The following is a 16,886-nucleotide window of genomic DNA, read 5'->3' as shown; positions in this document are numbered from 1 at the left end:
ATTGTGGCCAAGCAAGGTGCCATTTCTGTGGAAGGGACCGTCATCGAGGCCCTCTCGAACGCGATGTTTCGTGTCGAGCTCGAGAACAACCACACGGTCCTGGCCCACGTGGCCGGCAAGATGCGAATGCATCTCATCCGCATCCTGCCTGGCGACAAGGTGACGGTGGAGCTCTCGCCCTACGATCTGACCCGGGGGCGCATCGTCTACAGATACAAGTAGCGCCGGCGACAGCGCCGCGCGGAAACGAGGTCGAGATGAAGGTTCGCGCTTCAGTCAAGCCGATTTGCGAGCACTGCAAGGTGATCCGCCGCCGTGGTGTGGTGCGGGTCATCTGCAAGAAGAATCCCCGGCACAAGCAGCGCCAGGGTTAGTCCGGGATAAGGAGGAACAGTTTTGGCCCGAATCCAAGGCGTCGACCTGCCGGCCAACAAGAGGGTCGTGATCGGCCTGACCTACATCTTCGGTGTGGGGCGGAGCACGAGCGAGAAGATCCTTGAGCGCACGGGCATCGACCCCGATCTGCGGGTGAAGAACCTCACCGAAGAGCAGACGGCGATGCTCCGTGACGAGCTGAACAAGCCCGAGTACAAGACGGAAGGTACCCTGCGCACCGAAGTGTCCATGAACATCAAGCGTCTCATGGACATCGGCTGCTACCGGGGCCTGCGTCACCGCAAGGGCCTGCCGGCGCACGGCCAGCGCACGAAGACGAACGCCCGCACCCGCAAGGGCCCCAAGGCCCGTCCGGGCGCGAAGAAGAAGACGCGCTAGTCCCCCGGGGCGCGAGAGTCGCGCCCCCTTCAGGGTTGAGGGCCCCCCGCGTCGGGGACCCGCCAGCAGATTCTGAGGAGGAAGCCCGATGGCTGCACCGAAGGGCCGGAAGACCGGCCGCAAGAAGTCGCGGAAGATGGACTCGATGGGCGTGATCCACATCAAGTCCAGCTTCAACAACACGATCATCACCGCCACCAGCACCGGCGGCGAGGTCTTCACCTGGGCCAGCGCCGGCACCGCCGGCTTTAAGGGCAGCCGCAAGAGCACGCCCTACGCGGCCCAGCTCGCGGCCGACCGCTGCGTGCGGGAGGCGATGAACCTGGGTCTCAAGCGCTGCGAGATCCATCTCAAGGGCCCCGGCCCCGGCCGCGAAGCAGCCATCCGCTCCATCCACGCCACGGGCGTGGAGGTGACGGGCATCAAGGACAAGACGAGCATGCCGCACAACGGCTGCCGTCCCAAGAAGCGCCGCCGGATGTAGCGAAGCGGGCGAACCAGGCTAGCAGGCCCGAGGGGGCCGATCCGATTAAGAGGAGGTCGAGCGCATGGCGCGCTACCGTGGTCCGAAGCACAAGATCAGTCGCCGCTTCGGAGAGAACATCTTCGAGACCGACAAGAACCCGCTGGACAAGCGTCCGTACCCGCCCGGTCAGCACGGGCGGAACCGCCGGCGCAAGGTGTCCGAGTACGGGTTGCAGCTCGCGGAGAAGCAGAAGGTCAAGTACATGTACGGCATCCTGGAGCGTCAGTTCAGGCGCTACTTCAAGGAGGCCGCCCGCCGTCAGGGCGTGACGGGCACGAACCTGCTGCAGATGCTCGAGAGCCGTCTCGACAACTTCGTGTTCCGCGCGGGCTTCGCGGCGACGCGGCCCCAGGCGCGGCAGTTCGTGACGCACGGGCACTTCAATGTGAACGGGCAGGCGGTGGACATCCCCAGCTACGAGCTGAAAGCGGGGGACAAGGTCACGCTGCGCGAGAAGAGCCGGAAGAACGTGTTCATCCTGGAGTCGATCAAGAAGCGGGCGGCCCGCGGCCGCGTGCCCTACGTCAGCCTCGACGAGGCGGCCTTCGAGGCCAGCTACCTCAACGAGCCCGAGCGCGGGGACATGCCGGTGAACGTCCAGGAGCAGCTGATCGTCGAGCTCTACTCGAAGTAAAACGCCGCCGCCAGTTTGATCGCCTTCGCCCTCGGGCGAGTAAGGAGGCAATTCCGCATGAAGTGGAAGAACGTGCTGATGCCGAAGCAGGTGGAGATCCAGAAGACGGGGGAGACCCCGTACTTCACCCGCTTCACGGTGGAGCCCCTGGAGCGGGGCTTCGGCCTGACGCTGGGCAACGCCCTGCGCCGCACGCTGCTCAGCAGCCTGCAGGGCGCGGCCGTGGTTGCCGTCAAGTTCGAGGACGCCCTGCACGAGTTCACGAACATCCCGGGCGTCATGGAGGACGTCAGCGACATCGTCCTGAACTTCAAGCAGATGGTCTGCCGTCTGAACACCGACCTGTCCCACAAGCTCTACCTTGACGTGAACCGCCCCGGTCCCGTGACCGCCGCGGACATCACCGAGGACTCGGCGGTGGAGATCGTGAACCCGGACCTGGTGATCTGCCACCTCAACGAGGGCGCGCACCTCAGGGCCGAGATCCTGGTCAGCGACGGCCGCGGCTTCGTGCTGGCCGAGAACCACGAGCTGACGGACACGTCGATCGGGGTCATCCCGGTGGACGCCATCTTCTGCCCGGTGCGCAAGGTGAACTACCGCATCGAGGACACCCGCGTCGGACAGCGCACGGACTACGATCGCCTGGTGCTCGAGATCGAGACCAACGGCGCGATCTCGCCCGAAGAGGCGCTGGGCTACGCGGCCAAGATCGTCAAGGACCACCTCTACCTCTTCATCAACTTCGATGAGGAGCCCATGGCCGTGGCCGAGGAAGAGGTGGACGAGGAACTCGAGCGCATGCGCGAGCTGCTCAGCCGCAACGTGGAGGAGCTCGAGCTCTCCGTGCGCAGCGCCAACTGCCTGAAGGCGGCCGACATCAAGTCCATCGGCCAGCTGGTGGTGAAGACCGAGAGCGAGATGCTCCAGTACCGCAACTTCGGCCGCAAGAGCCTCAAGGAGATCAGCGAGATCCTCGAGGGCATGGGCCTGCACTGGGGCATGGACGTGAGCGGACTGGTGGCGTCGGTCGAAAAGGAACGCGCCCAGGCCTAGCCGGCCGGGCACAGCACGAGGAAAGAGTCATGCGACATCAAGTCAGAGGCAATCGCCTGAACCGGCCGGCCGATCAGTCCCGCGCGATGCTGCGCAACATGGTCACCAGCCTCTTCGAGCACGAGCGCATCGAGACGACCCTGACCAAGGCCAAGGAGGCGCGCCGCTACGCGGAGCGCATGATCACCTTCGCCAAGCGGGGCGATCTCACGGCGCGGCGGCAGGCGGCGCGCTTCATCATCAAGCCCGTGGTGCTGCAGAAGCTCTTCGACGCCATCGGCCCCCGCTTCGCGGAGCGCCCCGGCGGCTACACCCGCATCATGCGCGCGGGGATCCGCAAGGGCGACGACGCCCAGATGGCCATCCTCGAGCTGGTGGACAGCAACTACAAGCCCAAGGGCAAGAAGAGCGGCAAGACGGACGTCTCCAAGAAGGAGGCCGACGCCAAGCGCAAGAAGGACATGAAGAAGACCGCGGCCCAGCCGCCGGCCTAGGACTTCGTTCCTCGGTAGCTCAATTGGCAGAGCATGCGGCTGTTAACCGCAGGGTTGTAGGTTCAAGTCCTACCCGGGGAGCCTGATCTCGACGACGTGCCCCGTGGCGCCTGGCGCCGCGGGGCATTCGCATTGATGGCCGACGAAGGAGGCAGCGATGCTGAAGACCCTGCGCTGCAACCCCGCGCTCTTCGCGAAGGACCTGCGCGGCAGGGTCTACGTGGTGACGGGCGCCAACTCCGGGTCGGGCCTGGCCACGATGGCGCAGCTCGTCCGTCAGGGCGCGCACGTGGTGGCGGCCTGCCGTCGCGTCGCGGCGGGAGAGGAGGCCGTGCGCGGCCTGTCCGGTCCCGGCACGGCCGAGGTGCTGGCGCTGGACCTGGGCAGCCTCGACTCCGTTCGTCGCTGCGCCCAGGCCGTCCTCGCGCGGCACGCCCGCCTGGACGGCCTGGTGAACAACGCGGGCGTCATGAACACGCCCCGGGGACGCACGGTCGACGGCTTCGAGACCCAGTTCGGCACCAACTACCTCGGCCACTTCCTGCTGACCGAGCTGCTGCTGGAGCGCCTCAAGGCAGGCGCGCCCTCGCGGATCGTCTGCGTGTCCAGCGTGGCGCACGTGGGAATGCGCGGCCGGGGCGGTGAGCTGCACCTGGACGACCTGAACGGCGACCGGCGCCCCTACGACGGCATGGAGGCCTACGCGCAGTCGAAGCTGGCGATCGTCCTGCAGGCCGTCAGCCTGGCGCGGCGGCTGGAGGGCACCGGCGTGACCGCCGTGTCCGTCCACCCCGGATGGATCCGCAGCAACCTGGTGAGCCACACCATGCCGGCCTGGGTGCAGAACGGGCTCCTGCGGCCGCTGAGCCCGTTCCTGGGCATGTTGTCCGCCGAGGACGGCGCCCAGACCACCCTGCACTGCCTGCTGGCCGACGACCTCCCCGCCCACGCCGGCGCTTACTACAGCCAGAACAGCATCCTCTACCCCGACAGGCGCGACCGCCCCGGCGGCTGGCCGATGCCCTCGCCGAACCCCCGGGCCCGCGACGGGGCCCTGGCCGAGGCGCTCTACCAGGCCAGCCGGCGCCTGGTGGGGCTCGGCTGAGCACTTCCGAATCTAACGCAAAATCAAGGGATTGCGATTTGTTCACGTGAACAGCCCGGCCCTTGACATACATAGCACCGCCATGTATGATGCTGCCAGGTAAGGAGCCGCCGTGAACATCGACAAGGACCTCGTCGCCGCCTCGGCCACGCCGCTCGTGCTCGCCATCCTCGGCGAGGGCGAGAGCTACGGCTACGCGATCATCAAGCGCGTGGGGGAGCTGTCGGGTGGCGAACTGGCCTGGACGGACGGCATGGTCTACCCGCTGCTTCACCGCCTCGAGCGCAACGGGCTCGTGGACGCGATCTGGGGCCAGTCCGAGACCGGCCGCCGTCGCAAGTACTACCGGCTGACCCCGGCGGGCGCGGACGAACTCGCCCGCCACCGCGAGCAGTGGCAGGTGGTGGACCGCGCGATGCGGGGCATCTGGCGACTGGAGCTCACATGACCGTGGACGAGCGCATCGACGAGTGGCGGAACCACTTTCGTCGGCGGCAGGCGGTGAGCGCCGCGGACGTCGACGAGATGGAGGACCACCTGCGCAACCAGATCGAGGCGCTGCAGGCGGCGGGGCTGGACGAGTCCGAGGCCTTCCTCGTGGCCGTCAAGCGCCTCGGCGAGCAGGACGCCGTGGCCCTCGAGTTCGCGCGCGAGTACAGCGAGCGCCTGTGGAAGCAGCTCGTGCTCGCCCCCGGGGGCGAGGGGTCGAGCCCCGCCCGCCGCGACGGGGGCGTGGCCCTGCTCTGCGCCGCCGCCGCGGCCGTCGCGATCAAGCTGCCCGAGCTCTTCGGCCACCGCCTCCATGGTCCCCTGGCGGATTCCTCGTACTACCTGCGCAACTTCAGCCTGTTCGTCCTGCCCTTCCTGGCCGCCTTCTTCGCGTGGAAGCGCGGACTCGCCGCGTCGGGCTGGCTGCGCCAGGCCGCGCCCTTCCTGCTGGGCGCGCTGGGCGTCAACCTGCTGCCCTTCGTGCCCAGGGGGCAGACCGAGCAGCTCAGCGCGATCCACCTGCCCATCGCGCTGTGGATGATGATCGCCTTCGCCTACACGGGCGGGGCGTGGCGCCGGCACGAGGGGCGGATGAACTACGTGCGCTTCTCGGGGGAGTGGTTCATCTACCTGGCGCTGATCGCGCTGGGCGGCGGCGTGCTGGTGGGCTTCACCGCCTTCATCTTCCAGGCGATCGGCCTGGACCCGAAGCTGGTGATCAGCGACTGGCTGCTGCCCTGCGGCGTGATGGGCGCGGTGATCGTCGCGGCCTGGCTGGTGGAGGCCAAGCAGAGCGTCATCGAGAACATGGCGCCGGTGCTGACCTGGCTCTTCACGCCGCTCTTCGCGGCGCTGCTGCTGGTCTTCGTGGTGACGATGCTCGTCACGGGCAGCGCGATCCAGGTGGGGCGCGAGGTGCTCATCGGCTTCGACCTGCTGCTCGTCCTCGTGCTGGGGCTGCTGCTCTACTCGATCAGCGCGCGCGACAGCCAGGCGCCGCCGCGTCGCTTCGACCTGCTGCAGCTGCTGCTGGTGGTCTGCGCGCTGCTCGTGGACGTCCTCGCGCTCTGGGCGATCAGCGCGCGCATCTCGGAGTTTGGCGCGAGCCCCAACAAGGCGGCCGCGCTCGGCCTGAACCTGCTCCTGCTGGTGAACCTGGGCGGCAGCGCGGTCCACTACGCCCGCTTCCTGGGGGGCCGCACGCCCTTCCCGCGCCTGGAGCGCTGGCAGACCGCCACCCTGCCCCTCTTCGCCGCCTGGGCCTGGGTCGTGGCGCTGCTCTTTCCGATGCTCTTCGGCTATCGCTAGCGGCCGCGACGGGACCGCGCCACGACGGGCGCGTCCAGGGCGCGCCTGAACAGCCGCTGCGGCTCCTCCCGCGAGCGATCGCCGACGGCCCACACGAAGGCGTCGCCGATCTCGAGCGCCGCCAGCTCCTCGCCGTGCACGACGAGCTCCACGTGCCAGCTCCCGCCGCCGTCGGCGGTGGCCAGCACCGTGGACGTCCCCCCGCCGCGGTCGAAGCCCAGCGCCCAGCCGCGCCGCGCGTCGGCGAAGCGGACCGCCGTGAGGATGCATTCCACGTCCTCCAGCTGCGACTGCCAGCTCGCGCCGCCGTCCGCGCTGTGCAGCAGCACGGCGCGGTGGATGTCGTCGATGCCTCGGGCCGTGGTCACGGTGCCGGCGATCCAGCCGTGGTCGCGGTCGACGAAGTGCAGCGCCGCGAAGTCGGGGACGGCCCCGTCCGCGAGGGCGCCCAGCACGTTCACCGGGCTCCAGCGCCGCCCGCCGTCCGTGGAGTGGAGGACGAGCCCGTGCTTGCCCACCATCCAGCCCTCGTCGAGATCCAGCATGTCGAGGGCGAGGCCGGCCTCGGCCGGCGCGTCCGGGGGGTCGAGGCGGGTCCAGCTCGCCCCCGTGTCCTCGGTGGCGATCACCCCGCCGCGGCCGATCATCCAGCCGTGCTGCAGGTCCACGAAGTCCACGTCGCGCCAGTGCGAGTAGACGGGACCGCGCGCGAGGGTCTGCTGCCAGGTCTCGCCGCCGTCCTCGCTGCGCAGCACCGTGCCCGACTGGCCGGCGGCGACGCCGAAGCGGGGTGTCACGAAGCGCACGGCGTTGAGCGCGATCGACGGCGCCTGGTAGCGAGGCGGGACGACGCCGCCGCGAAAGCGCCAGGTCAGGCCGCCGTCCTCGGTGACGCCCACGACCGCGCCCTTCTCTCCGCCGCCCGCGGCGCCGACCATCCAGCCGTGCTGGTCGTCGACGAAGCTCAGATCGCGAATCGCCGCGTCGGTGCCCAGGGCGATCGCCTGCCAGGGGTTCGCGCCGCCGGGCTTGTCGCCACCGCAGGCGGCGAGGAGCAGCAGGGGGGCGAGGAGGAGTCGCCGCATCAACTCACCGCTCCGCGGAACGCCGCCGTGCGGCCGTGGCCGTCGCAGCAGAGACGGCTGCGAACCCTGGTTGCGCGTGCGGTCATGGCTGCGTCTCCTTCTCCATGCTCGGCTGGAGGATGCTGATGCGGTTGCCCTCCGTGTCCAGGAACGACACGTAGTCGCCGACGCCGGGAATCGCCATCGGCTCGCCGAGGACTTCGCCGCCGGCATCGCGCACGGCAGTCATGGCGCCGGCGATGTCCGCCACGCCGATGACGACCGACGGATGCTGCGCCGGCCAGTCGGGCTTTCTCGGGAAGAGCCCGCCGTTGATGCCTCCCGCCGGCAGCCGGGTGGGCGCGGTGGGATCGACGGTCGTCACCAGCACGTAGTCGCCCATCGCCGGCCCGAGGAACTGGGTGTTCCAGCCGAAGGCCTGGGCGTAGAAGCGCTCGGCGCGCTCGCGATTCGCATAGGGCAGCTCGAAGTGGACGACCGGGTTCATCGCTGGCCTCCCGCGCTCTCGGCCTGCGCTTCGACGTAGCGCGTGAAGTTGTCGAGGATCGCCTGCCAGCCCTGGCGCTGCCTGTCGACGGTGTTCACCTGCTCGGCGTCGAAGGTGGTCACCACCCGGGTCGAGCCGCTGCCCGCCTCGAACACGGTTCTCACCTTGCGCCCATCCCCGAGGGTAAAGGCGAGCGCCTCGCGATCGGCGACTTCGTCATAGACCCCTTCGAAGTCGAAGCCGAAGCTCCCGTCCTTGGCCTCCATGCGCGCGCGGTAGCGGCCGCCGGGCCGCAGGTCGTTCTCCGCGTTCGGGCAGCACCAGTCCTCCGACGCGAAGTTCCACTGCGTGATGTGCTCCGGCTCCGTCCAGCAGAGCCAGACCCGGTCGATCGGGGCTCGCACCAGGCTCTCGATCGTGATTTCACTCATCGCCGTCTCCTCTCATGCTTCGCTCAGTTTGCTCGTGGCGCCGGTGAACAGCAGTTCGACGTAGCGCCGCAGGTGATCCACGCTCTCGATGGCGACGGACACGTCGTCCTTGGCCTTGGCCAGGACGAACGCGCCCTGAAGCACGGCCTGGGTGTGCGCCGCCAGGCTGGCGGCCGTCCAGCCCGCCTCCACCCCGTGGTCGCGCATCGCCTCGGCGATGTCCGCCTCCAGCGTGCCGGCGTGCCCGAAGATGCTCTCGCCGCAGGCCTCGCGGATGCCGGGGTGCAGTCCGTAGGCCTCCTGCACCATGGTGCCCACCACGCAGGTGAACTCGGGGATCCCGCCACGCAGCAGGGAGCGGCGGAAGGCCAGGTAGTCCAGCACGCGGTCCAGCGCCGTCGCGCGGCGGTGATAGGGCGCCGACTCGAACAGCGCGCCCGTCACCGCGGACCAGTGCTCGGCCGCCGCGACGCCCAGCGCCTCCTTGCTCGCGAAGTGGTGGAAGAAGGCGCCCTTGCTGACACCGGCGCGGGCGCAGAGCTCATCCACCGTGGTGGCCGCAAAGCCCTTCTCGCGGATCACCGTGAGGGCCGCGTCGAGGAGCTTGCGCCGGGCTGTCGCTGTCTTGGCCATGCTCGTATCATACCGACTAGTTGGTATGTTGTCAAGCCCAGCGCGCAGCGGGACAATGGGTTCGAGGAAGGCTTGACAATGTCCATAATCAGTCCTAGTCTACTTTCCATGACCAGCGACGGACAGCGCTTGCGCGACCACGGTCTGCAGGTCACGGCCCAACGCCTGGCCGTGCTGCGGGCCGTGTCCGCGTTCCCACATGCCACGGCGGACGCGCTCGTCGAGACGGTGCGGGGAGAGATCGGTTCGATCTCCCGTCAAGCGGTCTACGACGCGCTTCGCGTCCTGGTGGACAAGCGCCTCATCCGCCGGATCCAGCCGGCCGGCTCGGCGGCGCGCTTCGAAGACCGCGTGAACGACAACCACCACCACCTCATCTGCCGCAGCTGCGGCGCGATGGTGGACGTGGACTGCGCGGTCGGAGCGGCGCCGTGCCTGACCGCGAAGGACGATCACGGCTACGCGATCGACGAGGCCGAGGTCGTCTACTGGGGGCGCTGTCCGTCGTGTCAGGAGTAGCGCCCAGCACTCACACGGGACCTTTCACTCAGGAGCAGGAGTTGTCATGACGGATCACAACGCAGACCGAGCAGGCGGGTGCCCGGTGACGGGCGCCAACGCGACCGTCGGGGCCAGGTCGAATCAGGCCTGGTGGCCCGACCAGTTGAACCTGAAGATCCTCCACCAGAACCCGCCGGCGATGAACCCGCTCGGCGCGCGCTTCAACTACGCCAAGGCCTTCAAGTCGCTCAACTACGCGGCGCTCAAGAAGGACCTCGAGACGCTGATGACGGACTCGCAGGACTGGTGGCCCGCCGACTACGGCCACTACGGCGGCCTCTTCATCCGCATGGCCTGGCACAGCGCGGGCACCTACCGCATCGCCGACGGCCGCGGCGGCGCCTCCAGCGGCACGCAGCGCTTCGCGCCGCTGAACAGCTGGCCCGACAACGTCAACCTCGACAAGGCCCGCCGCCTGCTCCAGCCCATCAAGCAGAAGTACGGCAAGAAGATCTCCTGGGCCGACCTGATGATCCTGGCCGGCAACGTGGCGATCGAGTCCATGGGCCTCAAGACCTTCGGCTTCGGCGGCGGTCGCGAGGACGTCTGGGAGCCCGAGGAGGACATCTACTGGGGCCCCGAGACCACCTGGCTCGGCGACGAGCGCTACAAGGGCGAGCGCGAGCTGGACAACCCGCTCGCCGCCGTCCAGATGGGCCTCATCTACGTGAACCCCGAGGGGCCGAACGGCAACCCGGACCCCGTGGCGTCGGGGCGGGACATCCGCGAGACCTTCGCGCGCATGGCGATGAACGACTACGAGACGGTGGCGCTCACCGCCGGCGGCCACACCTTCGGCAAGAGCCATGGCGCGGGGGACGTCGCCCTGGTGGGGCCGGAGCCGGAAGCCGCGCCGATCCAGCAGATGGGCCTCGGCTGGCACAACCGCCACGGCAGCGGCAAGGGCGACGACACCACGGGCAGCGGCCTCGAGGGCTCGTGGACGAGCGACCCCGCGCGCTGGGACCACGAGTACCTGAAGAACCTCTTCGAGTACGAGTGGGAGCTGGTGAGGAGCCCGTCGGGCGCGCAGCAGTGGACGCCCACGGCGGCCTCCATGGCGCGCAAGGCGCCGGCGGCGCACGATGCGTCGCAGCGGCGCCCGCTCATGATGACCACCGCGGACATGGCGCTGCGGATGGATCCCATCTATGCGCCCATCGCGCGGCACTTCATGGAGCACCCCAAGGAGTTCGAGCAGGCCTTCGCGAAGGCCTGGTACAAGCTGACGCACCGCGACATGGGGCCCATCGCGCGCTACCTCGGTCCCGAGGTGCCGTCCGAGGAGCTGATCTGGCAGGACCCCGTCCCCAAGGCCGACTACAAGCCGGTCAGCGCGCGCGATATCGCCGCGCTCAAGAAGCAGATCCTCGCCTCGGGGCTGAGCGTGGGGCAGCTGGTGGCGACGGCCTGGGCGTCCGCGTCCACCTTCCGCAACAGCGACAAGCGGGGCGGCGCCAACGGCGCGCGCATCCGTCTCGCGCCGCAGAAGGACTGGGCAGCGAACGAGCCGGCCCGGACCGCCAAGGTGATCAAGGCGCTGGAGAAGATCCGCAAGGACTTCAACGGCGCGCAGAAGGGCGGCAAGCAGGTCTCGCTGGCGGATCTGATCGTGCTGGGCGGCGGAGCGGCCATCGAGAAGGCCGCCGCCGACGCGGGTCACAAGGTGGAGGTCCCCTTCGCGCCGGGTCGCACCGACACGACGCAGAAGCTGACCGACGCCGAGTCCTTCGCGCCGCTCGAGCCCACGGCGGACGGCTTCCGCAACTACCTCGGTCCGAATCGCCACGCGGGAACGCCCGAGGCGCTGCTCGTGGATCGCGCGCAGCTGCTCGGCCTCAGCGCGCCGGAGATGACGGCCCTGGTCGGCGGCCTGCGCGTCCTGGGCGCGAACCACGGCGAGACCCGTCACGGCGTGTTCACGGACAGCCCGGGCACGCTCACCAACGACTTCTTCCGCGGCGTCCTCGACCTGGACACCGAGTGGAAGCCGGCGGGCGAGCACGTCTACGAGGGACGCGACCGCGCCACCGGCAAGGTCAAGTGGTCGGGCACCCGCGTGGACCTGGTCTTCGGCTCCAACTCGCAGCTCCGCGCCGTGTCGGAGGTCTACGGCGCCAGGGACGGCGAGAAGCTCTTCGTGAAGGACTTCGTGGCGGCCTGGACCAAGGTGATGAACGCGGACCGCTTCGATCTCGCCTGAGTGCAGCGGGGCCCGGGCGGCGACGCCCGGGCCTCTCCTATTCCGGCGGCAGCGTGTAGACGTAGAGGTCGAAGTTGCCGAAGCGGTGCGACCCGAAGACAACCCGGTCGGCCGTGGGCGACCAGCGCGGGCCGCCCTCCGAGCTAGGTGAGCCGTAGAGCAGACTCGCGTTCGTGCCGTCGGGGTCGATGGTCCAGAGGTCGCCGAGGCCGTCGCCCGACACGTAGACGATCTTCCCGTTCACACCCCAGTCCCCGGTCCCGCGAAAGGTCTCGGGGGTGTTCAGCAGGGTGTAGCTCCCGTCCAGGATGTCGCCGACGTAGAGGTAGGGGACCTGGCCGTTGTAGCTCCCGTAGACGATGTGCCGGCCGTCGAGGGGATCGAAGCGGGGATTGAATCCCGCGCCGAAGATCGAGATCGGAACCGAGCCTCCCAGGCGGATGATGGGGCGGCCGAGCTCGTCCTCGGAGCTCCAGGCGATGTTGACGCCGAGGTCCACGTCACGCGACCAGGCCGGCGTGCGATCGAGGACGCCCTGCGTGGCGAAGTTCGGATCCACGGCCTCCACCAGGCCGAAGCCCGCGACCCAGATGTCGTAGTCGCCGTCCAGGTTGCCGTTCTCGGTGCCGTCGCGGCCGAAGGCGATCTGCCCGGTGTTGCTCCAGATGTCCGGCCAGTTCTCGTTGTAGCTGGTGTTCGTCACCCGGACCGGCGCTCCGCCCCGCGAAGGCACGCGCCAGATGTCGTATTGATTCGGCGGGCTCTCGCCGGCGCCCATGCGCCGGGTGTAGTAGATCCACTCGCCGTCCGGCGACCAGGTGGCTTCGCCCGCGCCGGTGCCGCCCACGTAGTTCGTCAGCTGGATCACGCCGGGCTCCCAGGCGCCCATGCTGCCCGCGTCCGTGGACTCGCCGCCGATCGTGAGCTGCACGGGGACCCAGTTGCCGACGATCCCGTCCGGCATGACGAAGTCGATCCGCGTATCGCTCCAGTCCTCGATCACCGCCTCCACCCCGCCCACGCTGACCTGGCCCTGGGGCTGGGCGCGGGTGTCGCCGAAGCCGCTGCCCTCGATGCGCACCGCCTCGCCGGGGCCGGCGCCGGCCGGGTAGAGGGCCGTGACCACGGGGTCGCCGGCGTCGCCGGGCTTGGCGGGGTCGGAGCTGGAGCCGCAGCCCGCGCACACCGCGGCGAGGCAGAGCAGGAGCGTGAGGGGGGGCAGACGCATGGCGTCTCCTTTCCGTCGGCTGCGGAGTGAGACGCCTGCGGGCGGCGAAAGATCACAGCGCGATCAGGGCGACGCTTCCTGCCGGTCCGTCACGAAGGCCTCGAGCGCGTAGCCGCCGTCGCGCAGGACGGCCTCGACGCGCTCCCGATCCGCTGCCTCCAGCGCCGGGGTCCACGACAGCACCCAGCCGTACTTGCGGTCGGGCGTGCCGACCACGGCCCAGCGGTAGTCCGGATCGAGGCCGATGATCCAGTAGTCGCCCCAGAACGGCCGCCAGCCCAGGAAGCTGACGAAGCTCACCCGCAGCTTCGCGTTGCTCTCGCGGTCCACGATCTCCGCCACGCCCCCGGCTTCGTCGAGCTCGCCGTCTTCCTTGACGCAGCGATTCACCACGCGCAGCCGGCCGTCCTCCTGCAGCGCGTACTCGGCGCTGCTGCAGCAGGCGCACTGCTTCTGGAAGCGATTGGGGATGTGCGCGACCTCGTACCAGCGGCCGAGGTAGCGGTCCAGGTCCACGTGGTCCACCGTCCGCAGGGGAGGCGGCGCGTCCTGGGCGGCGGCGACGGCCGGCAGCAGGGCCAGCAGCAGGAGCAGCGTACGGCGCACGATCACGCTCCGGTCAGCAGGCCCAGGTGGACGAGCGCGTCCCCCTGGCCCACCAGCGGGTTCAGGTTGAGGCCGATGACCACGCCGTCCTCGCGCGCGCGCACGGGGTTGCTGGCCACGCCGAAGGGGTCGTTGATCTTGCCGACGAGGTCGCCCTTGGCCACGCGGGCCCCCAGCGTGGTGCGGGCCCTGAACAGCCCGCTGCGCCGCGCGCGCAGCCAGGTGGCGGCGGCGACCTCGAGGCTGGGCCGTTCGGCGGCGGGCGGCGCGGCCTCGGGGGTCATCTCCAGCGCGGACAGGGTGCGCAGCACGCCCGCGACGCCCATCTCGATGGCGTCTTCGTCGAAGCGCAGGGCCTCGCCCGCCTCGTAGAGCAGGCTGTGGATGCCCTGGCGGTTCGTGGTGGCGCGCAGCGAGCCCGCCGGCGGCTTGCCGTTCATCATGACCGGGGCCGCGAAGGCCTCGGCGCAGCGGCGGGTCTCGGGGTCGTCCAGGTCGGCGCGGATCTGCGGCAGGTTGGTCCGGCCGTCCGAGCCCGTGTGCAGATCGATCCCGAAGTCGCAGCGCTCCACGATGTCGGTGAGGAAGATGTTCGCCAGCCGCGCGGCCAGCGACCCCTTGGGAGAGCCGGGAAAGCTGCGGTTCAGGTCGCGCCGGTCGGGCAGGTAGCGCGAGCCGCCCATGGCGCCGAAGACGTTCACGAAGGGCACGGCGATCAGGGTGCCGGCGAGCAGGCGCGGATCGAGCTCCCGCAGCACGCGGCGGATGATCTCCACGCCGCCGAGCTCGTCGCCGTGGACGGCGGCGCTGATCCAGACCACGCGGCCCGGCCGCCGGCCGTGCAGCACCTTCGCGCGCAGTCGGAGCCAGGTCAGCGGGTCGGTGGGGATGCGCGCCACGGGGAGCTCGCAGAGCTTGGCCTTGCCGGCGGCGACGTGCTCGCCGCCCAGGGAGAACGCCGGGCGTCCCTTCATGCCTTCCCCTTTCCGCGCCCGCGCTTCTTCGGCGGCGCGAAGGGGATCAGCTCCTTGAGGGCGCTGCGCTTGCCGTAGCAGGTCAGCATGTCGCCGGGCAGGATCGTGGTGGCGCCGCGCGGGGCGGGCAGCAGCAGCCCGCCGCGGCGGATGGACAGCACCAGCACCTCCATGTCCGAGAGGTGCAGCTCGCGCAGGGTCTTCCAGGCGAGGATCGACGCCTCCGTCACCGGCAGCTCGGCCACCGAGTAGCCCTGGCCCAGCGAGAGCTGCTGGCGCAGGTCCACCTCGGGCAGGTGCGCCTGCTCTTCGAGGTGCTCCACGATGGCGCCGGCCACGTCCACGCCCGTGGCGGTCTCGATGCCCTCGAGCCCCGGCGAGGAGTTCACCTCCAGGACCTGGGGGCCGTCCGCCCCCTCGAGGATGTCCACGCCAGCCACGCGCAGGCCCAGGATGCGCGCGGCCTTGACCGCGGTGCGCTCGTAGATGTCGTCGAGCGCCACCGGCTCCGCCTTGCCGCCGCGGTGGATGTTGCTGCGAAACTCCTGCCCCTGCGCGCGCCGGCGCATGGCGGCCACCACGCGCCCGCCCACCACGATCGCCCGGATGTCCCGCCCCTTGCTCTCGGCCACGAACTTCTGGATCAGGACGTTCTGCTTCGTCACCTGCAGCATGTGGACGATCGCCTCGGCCAGCTTCTCCGACTCGGCCAGCACCACCCCGATGCCCTGCGTGCCCTCCAGCAGCTTCACGATCACCGGCGCGCCGCCCACTCGGGCGATGGCGTCGAGGACGTCGCCGCGGTCGCGCACGAAGGCCGAGGGGGGGATGCCGATGTCGTGCCGGCTCAGGATCTGCATGGCCCGCAGCTTGTCGCGGCTCATGGCGATGCCCGTGGCCGGCGTGAGCGCGAGGACGCCCATCTGCTCGAACTGGCGCACCACGGCGTTGCCGAAGAAGGTGACGGACGCGCCGATCCGCGGAATCACCGCGTCGTAGCGGGGGATCGGCTTGCCGGCGTAGAAGAGCCGGGGCGTCTCCTCCTCGACGTAGATGGAGAAGCGCAGGGTGTCGTGCACGCGCACGGTGTGGCCCCGGGACGCGGCGGCCTCCCGCAGCCGACGGGTGCTGTAGGAGCGGGGCGCGCGGGAGAGGATGGCGATCTTCATGGCGTGTCCTTGCTGGCGGGCCGGCGCTTGCGCTTGCGGCGCGCCGGCTTGACGAAGAGGTAGCGGCGACCCGGGTCCACGTGGAAGTCTCCCTGCAGCGCCAGACGTCCCAGCAGCATGCGCGAGAGCATCCGGCGGCGGCGGACCAGCCCGATCTCGATCTCCTTGTCGACCCCCGCCACCTGGATGTGCGCGCGCACGATCAGGCGGTCGTGCGCGTGGCCGAGGCTGGAGCGGATGCGCACGCGGCGGCTCACGGCGGTCTCCACGGCGGGGCTGAGCAGCTCGCCGGCGCGGTCGAGCGCCACGTGGAAGCGCACGCGGCCGTCCGGCAGCTCCTCGATCTGGGACACGTCGATGGCGCTGCTGCGCGCGCCCGTGTCCACCTTGGCCTCGATGGCCTCGATGCCCCAGTCGGGGATGGCCACGATCTCGCGCCAGCCGATGAGGCGCGGGGCGTCGTCCTTGGGCGCTTCGTCCATGGTCACCACCGTGGGGGAGAGGTGCCGTCGATTTGAGCATAGGCCGCGGCGGCCTCTCAAGGCGGAAATCCGCCGCCTGCGTCCTTGCCGAGGAGCGCGCGGCCGGGCACCATGGCGGGGGCGCGGTCCGGGTCCGCGTCGCCGACCCGCCAGGAGGCCCCGTGCGCATCCACACGCTCGATCGTTCGCTGGTGCTGCCCCAGCCGGTGGAGACGGTCTTCGCCTTCTTCGCCGACGCGCGCAACCTGGAGGCCATCACGCCGCCCTGGCTGCGCTTCCGCGTGCTGGACCCGGCGCCGATCCGCATGGAGACGGGCGCGCGCATCCACTATCGGCTGCGGGTCCACGGCCTTCCGCTGCGCTGGGAGAGCGAGATCACGGTCTGGGAGCCGCCGCTGCGCTTCGTGGACGTCCAGCGCCGCGGGCCCTACCGGCTCTGGGAGCACGAGCACTGCTTCGAGCCCTGCGCGGAGGGCACCCGCGTCCTCGACCACGTCGACTACGCGGTGCCGGGCGGCGCGCTCGTCCACCGGCTGCTGGTGGCGCGGGACGTGAACGCCATCTTCGACTACCGCGGCCGGGTCCTGGCCCAGCGTTTCGCGGCCGGGGGCTGAGATCACCGCTTCGCGTTCTGCGCCCCT

The 16,886-nt window shown here is 70.0% G+C and carries 22 protein-coding genes and 1 tRNA gene; 14 read left to right on the top strand and 9 right to left on the bottom strand.

Features of this window, described 5'->3' with window-relative positions:
* Nucleotides 1-3: 3 nt before the first annotated feature.
* The 11 genes from infA (at nucleotide 4) to H6693_09245 (ending at nucleotide 6,386) form a co-directional block, all read left to right on the top strand.
* Nucleotides 4-222, top strand: a complete 219-nt coding sequence (gene infA / locus H6693_09295; GenBank protein ID MCB9516378.1) for a translation initiation factor IF-1 — start codon at nucleotides 4-6, stop codon at nucleotides 220-222.
* A gap of 35 nt (nucleotides 223-257) precedes the next feature.
* On the top strand, nucleotides 258-374 hold the full coding sequence (gene rpmJ, locus H6693_09290) for a 50S ribosomal protein L36 (GenBank protein ID MCB9516377.1): 117 nt from the start codon (nucleotides 258-260) through the stop codon (nucleotides 372-374).
* Nucleotides 375-396: 22 nt separating this feature from the next.
* Entirely contained in the window at nucleotides 397-774 is a 378-nt protein-coding gene (rpsM, locus tag H6693_09285; protein MCB9516376.1) for a 30S ribosomal protein S13, read from the top strand.
* Nucleotides 775-862: 88 nt separating this feature from the next.
* Nucleotides 863-1,258: a 30S ribosomal protein S11 gene (gene rpsK, locus H6693_09280; GenBank protein MCB9516375.1), complete on the top strand. Its 396-nt coding sequence runs from the start codon at nucleotides 863-865 to the stop codon at nucleotides 1,256-1,258.
* Nucleotides 1,259-1,322: 64 nt separating this feature from the next.
* Nucleotides 1,323-1,934, top strand: a complete 612-nt coding sequence (gene rpsD / locus H6693_09275) for a 30S ribosomal protein S4 (protein ID MCB9516374.1) — start codon at nucleotides 1,323-1,325, stop codon at nucleotides 1,932-1,934.
* Between the two features lie 57 nt (nucleotides 1,935-1,991).
* Complete coding sequence (locus H6693_09270) at nucleotides 1,992-2,990, top strand: DNA-directed RNA polymerase subunit alpha (GenBank protein MCB9516373.1); 999 nt, start codon at nucleotides 1,992-1,994, stop codon at nucleotides 2,988-2,990.
* A 29-nt stretch (nucleotides 2,991-3,019) separates the two neighbouring features.
* Nucleotides 3,020-3,484: a 50S ribosomal protein L17 gene (gene rplQ, locus H6693_09265; GenBank protein MCB9516372.1), complete on the top strand. Its 465-nt coding sequence runs from the start codon at nucleotides 3,020-3,022 to the stop codon at nucleotides 3,482-3,484.
* A gap of 8 nt (nucleotides 3,485-3,492) precedes the next feature.
* Nucleotides 3,493-3,565, top strand: a tRNA-Asn gene (locus tag H6693_09260).
* A gap of 142 nt (nucleotides 3,566-3,707) precedes the next feature.
* Nucleotides 3,708-4,589, top strand: coding sequence for an SDR family oxidoreductase (locus H6693_09255; protein MCB9516371.1), 882 nt, complete (start codon nucleotides 3,708-3,710; stop codon nucleotides 4,587-4,589).
* A gap of 112 nt (nucleotides 4,590-4,701) precedes the next feature.
* Nucleotides 4,702-5,037 carry a helix-turn-helix transcriptional regulator gene (locus H6693_09250; GenBank protein MCB9516370.1) on the top strand — a complete coding sequence of 112 codons (336 nt, stop codon included), beginning with the start codon at nucleotides 4,702-4,704 and terminating at the stop codon, nucleotides 5,035-5,037.
* Nucleotides 5,034-6,386, top strand: coding sequence for a hypothetical protein (locus tag H6693_09245; protein MCB9516369.1), 1,353 nt, complete (start codon nucleotides 5,034-5,036; stop codon nucleotides 6,384-6,386). Before H6693_09250 ends, H6693_09245 begins: the two co-directional genes overlap by 4 nt.
* Here the strand turns inward: H6693_09245 and H6693_09240 are convergent.
* From H6693_09240 to H6693_09225, 4 genes are all read right to left on the bottom strand, one after another.
* A complete protein-coding gene (locus H6693_09240) occupies nucleotides 6,383-7,471 on the bottom strand; it encodes a hypothetical protein (protein MCB9516368.1) in 1,089 nt (362 codons plus the stop codon). The genes H6693_09245 and H6693_09240 overlap by 4 nt on opposite strands.
* Before the next feature lie 82 nt (nucleotides 7,472-7,553).
* A complete protein-coding gene (locus H6693_09235) occupies nucleotides 7,554-7,958 on the bottom strand; it encodes a VOC family protein (protein ID MCB9516367.1) in 405 nt (134 codons plus the stop codon).
* Entirely contained in the window at nucleotides 7,955-8,389 is a 435-nt protein-coding gene (locus H6693_09230; GenBank protein ID MCB9516366.1) for an SRPBCC domain-containing protein, read from the bottom strand. Before H6693_09230 ends, H6693_09235 begins: the two co-directional genes overlap by 4 nt.
* A 12-nt stretch (nucleotides 8,390-8,401) precedes the next feature.
* Entirely contained in the window at nucleotides 8,402-9,022 is a 621-nt protein-coding gene (locus tag H6693_09225; GenBank protein ID MCB9516365.1) for a TetR/AcrR family transcriptional regulator, read from the bottom strand.
* 108 nt (nucleotides 9,023-9,130) lie between these two features.
* Here H6693_09225 and H6693_09220 point away from each other — a divergent pair, with 108 nt between their 5' ends.
* The gene (locus H6693_09220; protein MCB9516364.1) at nucleotides 9,131-9,541 is read left to right on the top strand and encodes a transcriptional repressor; all 411 of its coding nucleotides are present in this window, start codon (nucleotides 9,131-9,133) and stop codon (nucleotides 9,539-9,541) included.
* A gap of 46 nt (nucleotides 9,542-9,587) precedes the next feature.
* Nucleotides 9,588-11,786, top strand: coding sequence for a catalase/peroxidase HPI (gene katG, locus H6693_09215; protein ID MCB9516363.1), 2,199 nt, complete (start codon nucleotides 9,588-9,590; stop codon nucleotides 11,784-11,786).
* Between the two features lie 37 nt (nucleotides 11,787-11,823).
* Here the strand turns inward: katG and H6693_09210 are convergent, their stop codons facing one another.
* From H6693_09210 to H6693_09190, 5 genes are all read right to left on the bottom strand, one after another.
* Complete coding sequence (locus H6693_09210) at nucleotides 11,824-12,750, bottom strand: PD40 domain-containing protein (GenBank protein ID MCB9516362.1); 927 nt, start codon at nucleotides 12,748-12,750, stop codon at nucleotides 11,824-11,826.
* 327 nt (nucleotides 12,751-13,077) lie between these two features.
* Nucleotides 13,078-13,608 carry a lipocalin family protein gene (locus tag H6693_09205; protein ID MCB9516361.1) on the bottom strand — a complete coding sequence of 177 codons (531 nt, stop codon included), beginning with the start codon at nucleotides 13,606-13,608 and terminating at the stop codon, nucleotides 13,078-13,080.
* Between the two features lie 14 nt (nucleotides 13,609-13,622).
* A complete protein-coding gene (locus tag H6693_09200; protein ID MCB9516360.1) occupies nucleotides 13,623-14,594 on the bottom strand; it encodes a succinylglutamate desuccinylase/aspartoacylase family protein in 972 nt (323 codons plus the stop codon).
* Nucleotides 14,591-15,763, bottom strand: coding sequence for a RimK family alpha-L-glutamate ligase (locus tag H6693_09195; protein MCB9516359.1), 1,173 nt, complete (start codon nucleotides 15,761-15,763; stop codon nucleotides 14,591-14,593). The genes H6693_09200 and H6693_09195 overlap by 4 nt, the downstream gene beginning before the upstream one ends.
* Nucleotides 15,760-16,245 (bottom strand): ATP-dependent zinc protease, encoded by a 486-nt coding sequence (locus tag H6693_09190; protein MCB9516358.1) that lies wholly within the window; start codon nucleotides 16,243-16,245, stop codon nucleotides 15,760-15,762. Before H6693_09190 ends, H6693_09195 begins: the two co-directional genes overlap by 4 nt.
* Before the next feature lie 161 nt (nucleotides 16,246-16,406).
* Here H6693_09190 and H6693_09185 point away from each other — a divergent pair, with 161 nt between their 5' ends.
* Nucleotides 16,407-16,859: an SRPBCC family protein gene (locus tag H6693_09185; GenBank protein MCB9516357.1), complete on the top strand. Its 453-nt coding sequence runs from the start codon at nucleotides 16,407-16,409 to the stop codon at nucleotides 16,857-16,859.
* The last annotated feature ends 27 nt before the right edge of the window (nucleotides 16,860-16,886 follow it).

Source organism: Candidatus Latescibacterota bacterium (assembly GCA_020633725.1).
Classification (GTDB): Bacteria; Krumholzibacteriota; Krumholzibacteriia; order JACNKJ01; family JACNKJ01; genus VGXI01.
Note: the sequence above shows the minus strand (reverse complement) of the source record. Positions and strands in the feature narration are given on the sequence as shown.

Excerpts from the sequence above, each read along its gene's own strand:
- rpsD (MCB9516374.1), top strand. The coding sequence starts at position 1,323 with ATGGCGCGCTACCGTGGTCCGAAGCACAAGATCAGTCGCCGCTTCGGA.
- H6693_09245 (MCB9516369.1), top strand. The coding sequence starts at position 5,034 with ATGACCGTGGACGAGCGCATCGACGAGTGGCGGAACCACTTTCGTCGG.
- katG (MCB9516363.1), top strand. The coding sequence starts at position 9,588 with ATGACGGATCACAACGCAGACCGAGCAGGCGGGTGCCCGGTGACGGGC.
- H6693_09240 (MCB9516368.1), bottom strand. The coding sequence starts at position 7,471 with ATGCGGCGACTCCTCCTCGCCCCCCTGCTGCTCCTCGCCGCCTGCGGT.
- H6693_09235 (MCB9516367.1), bottom strand. The coding sequence starts at position 7,958 with ATGAACCCGGTCGTCCACTTCGAGCTGCCCTATGCGAATCGCGAGCGC.
- H6693_09210 (MCB9516362.1), bottom strand. The coding sequence starts at position 12,750 with ATGCCGGACGGGATCGTCGGCAACTGGGTCCCCGTGCAGCTCACGATC.
- H6693_09200 (MCB9516360.1), bottom strand. The coding sequence starts at position 14,594 with ATGAAGGGACGCCCGGCGTTCTCCCTGGGCGGCGAGCACGTCGCCGCC.
- rpsK (MCB9516375.1), top strand. The coding sequence starts at position 863 with ATGGCTGCACCGAAGGGCCGGAAGACCGGCCGCAAGAAGTCGCGGAAG.
- H6693_09190 (MCB9516358.1), bottom strand. The coding sequence starts at position 16,245 with ATGGACGAAGCGCCCAAGGACGACGCCCCGCGCCTCATCGGCTGGCGC.
- rpmJ (MCB9516377.1), top strand. The coding sequence starts at position 258 with ATGAAGGTTCGCGCTTCAGTCAAGCCGATTTGCGAGCACTGCAAGGTG.
- H6693_09220 (MCB9516364.1), top strand. The coding sequence starts at position 9,131 with ATGACCAGCGACGGACAGCGCTTGCGCGACCACGGTCTGCAGGTCACG.
- H6693_09270 (MCB9516373.1), top strand. The coding sequence starts at position 1,992 with ATGAAGTGGAAGAACGTGCTGATGCCGAAGCAGGTGGAGATCCAGAAG.
- H6693_09225 (MCB9516365.1), bottom strand. The coding sequence starts at position 9,022 with ATGGCCAAGACAGCGACAGCCCGGCGCAAGCTCCTCGACGCGGCCCTC.
- rplQ (MCB9516372.1), top strand. The coding sequence starts at position 3,020 with ATGCGACATCAAGTCAGAGGCAATCGCCTGAACCGGCCGGCCGATCAG.
- H6693_09195 (MCB9516359.1), bottom strand. The coding sequence starts at position 15,763 with ATGAAGATCGCCATCCTCTCCCGCGCGCCCCGCTCCTACAGCACCCGT.
- H6693_09230 (MCB9516366.1), bottom strand. The coding sequence starts at position 8,389 with ATGAGTGAAATCACGATCGAGAGCCTGGTGCGAGCCCCGATCGACCGG.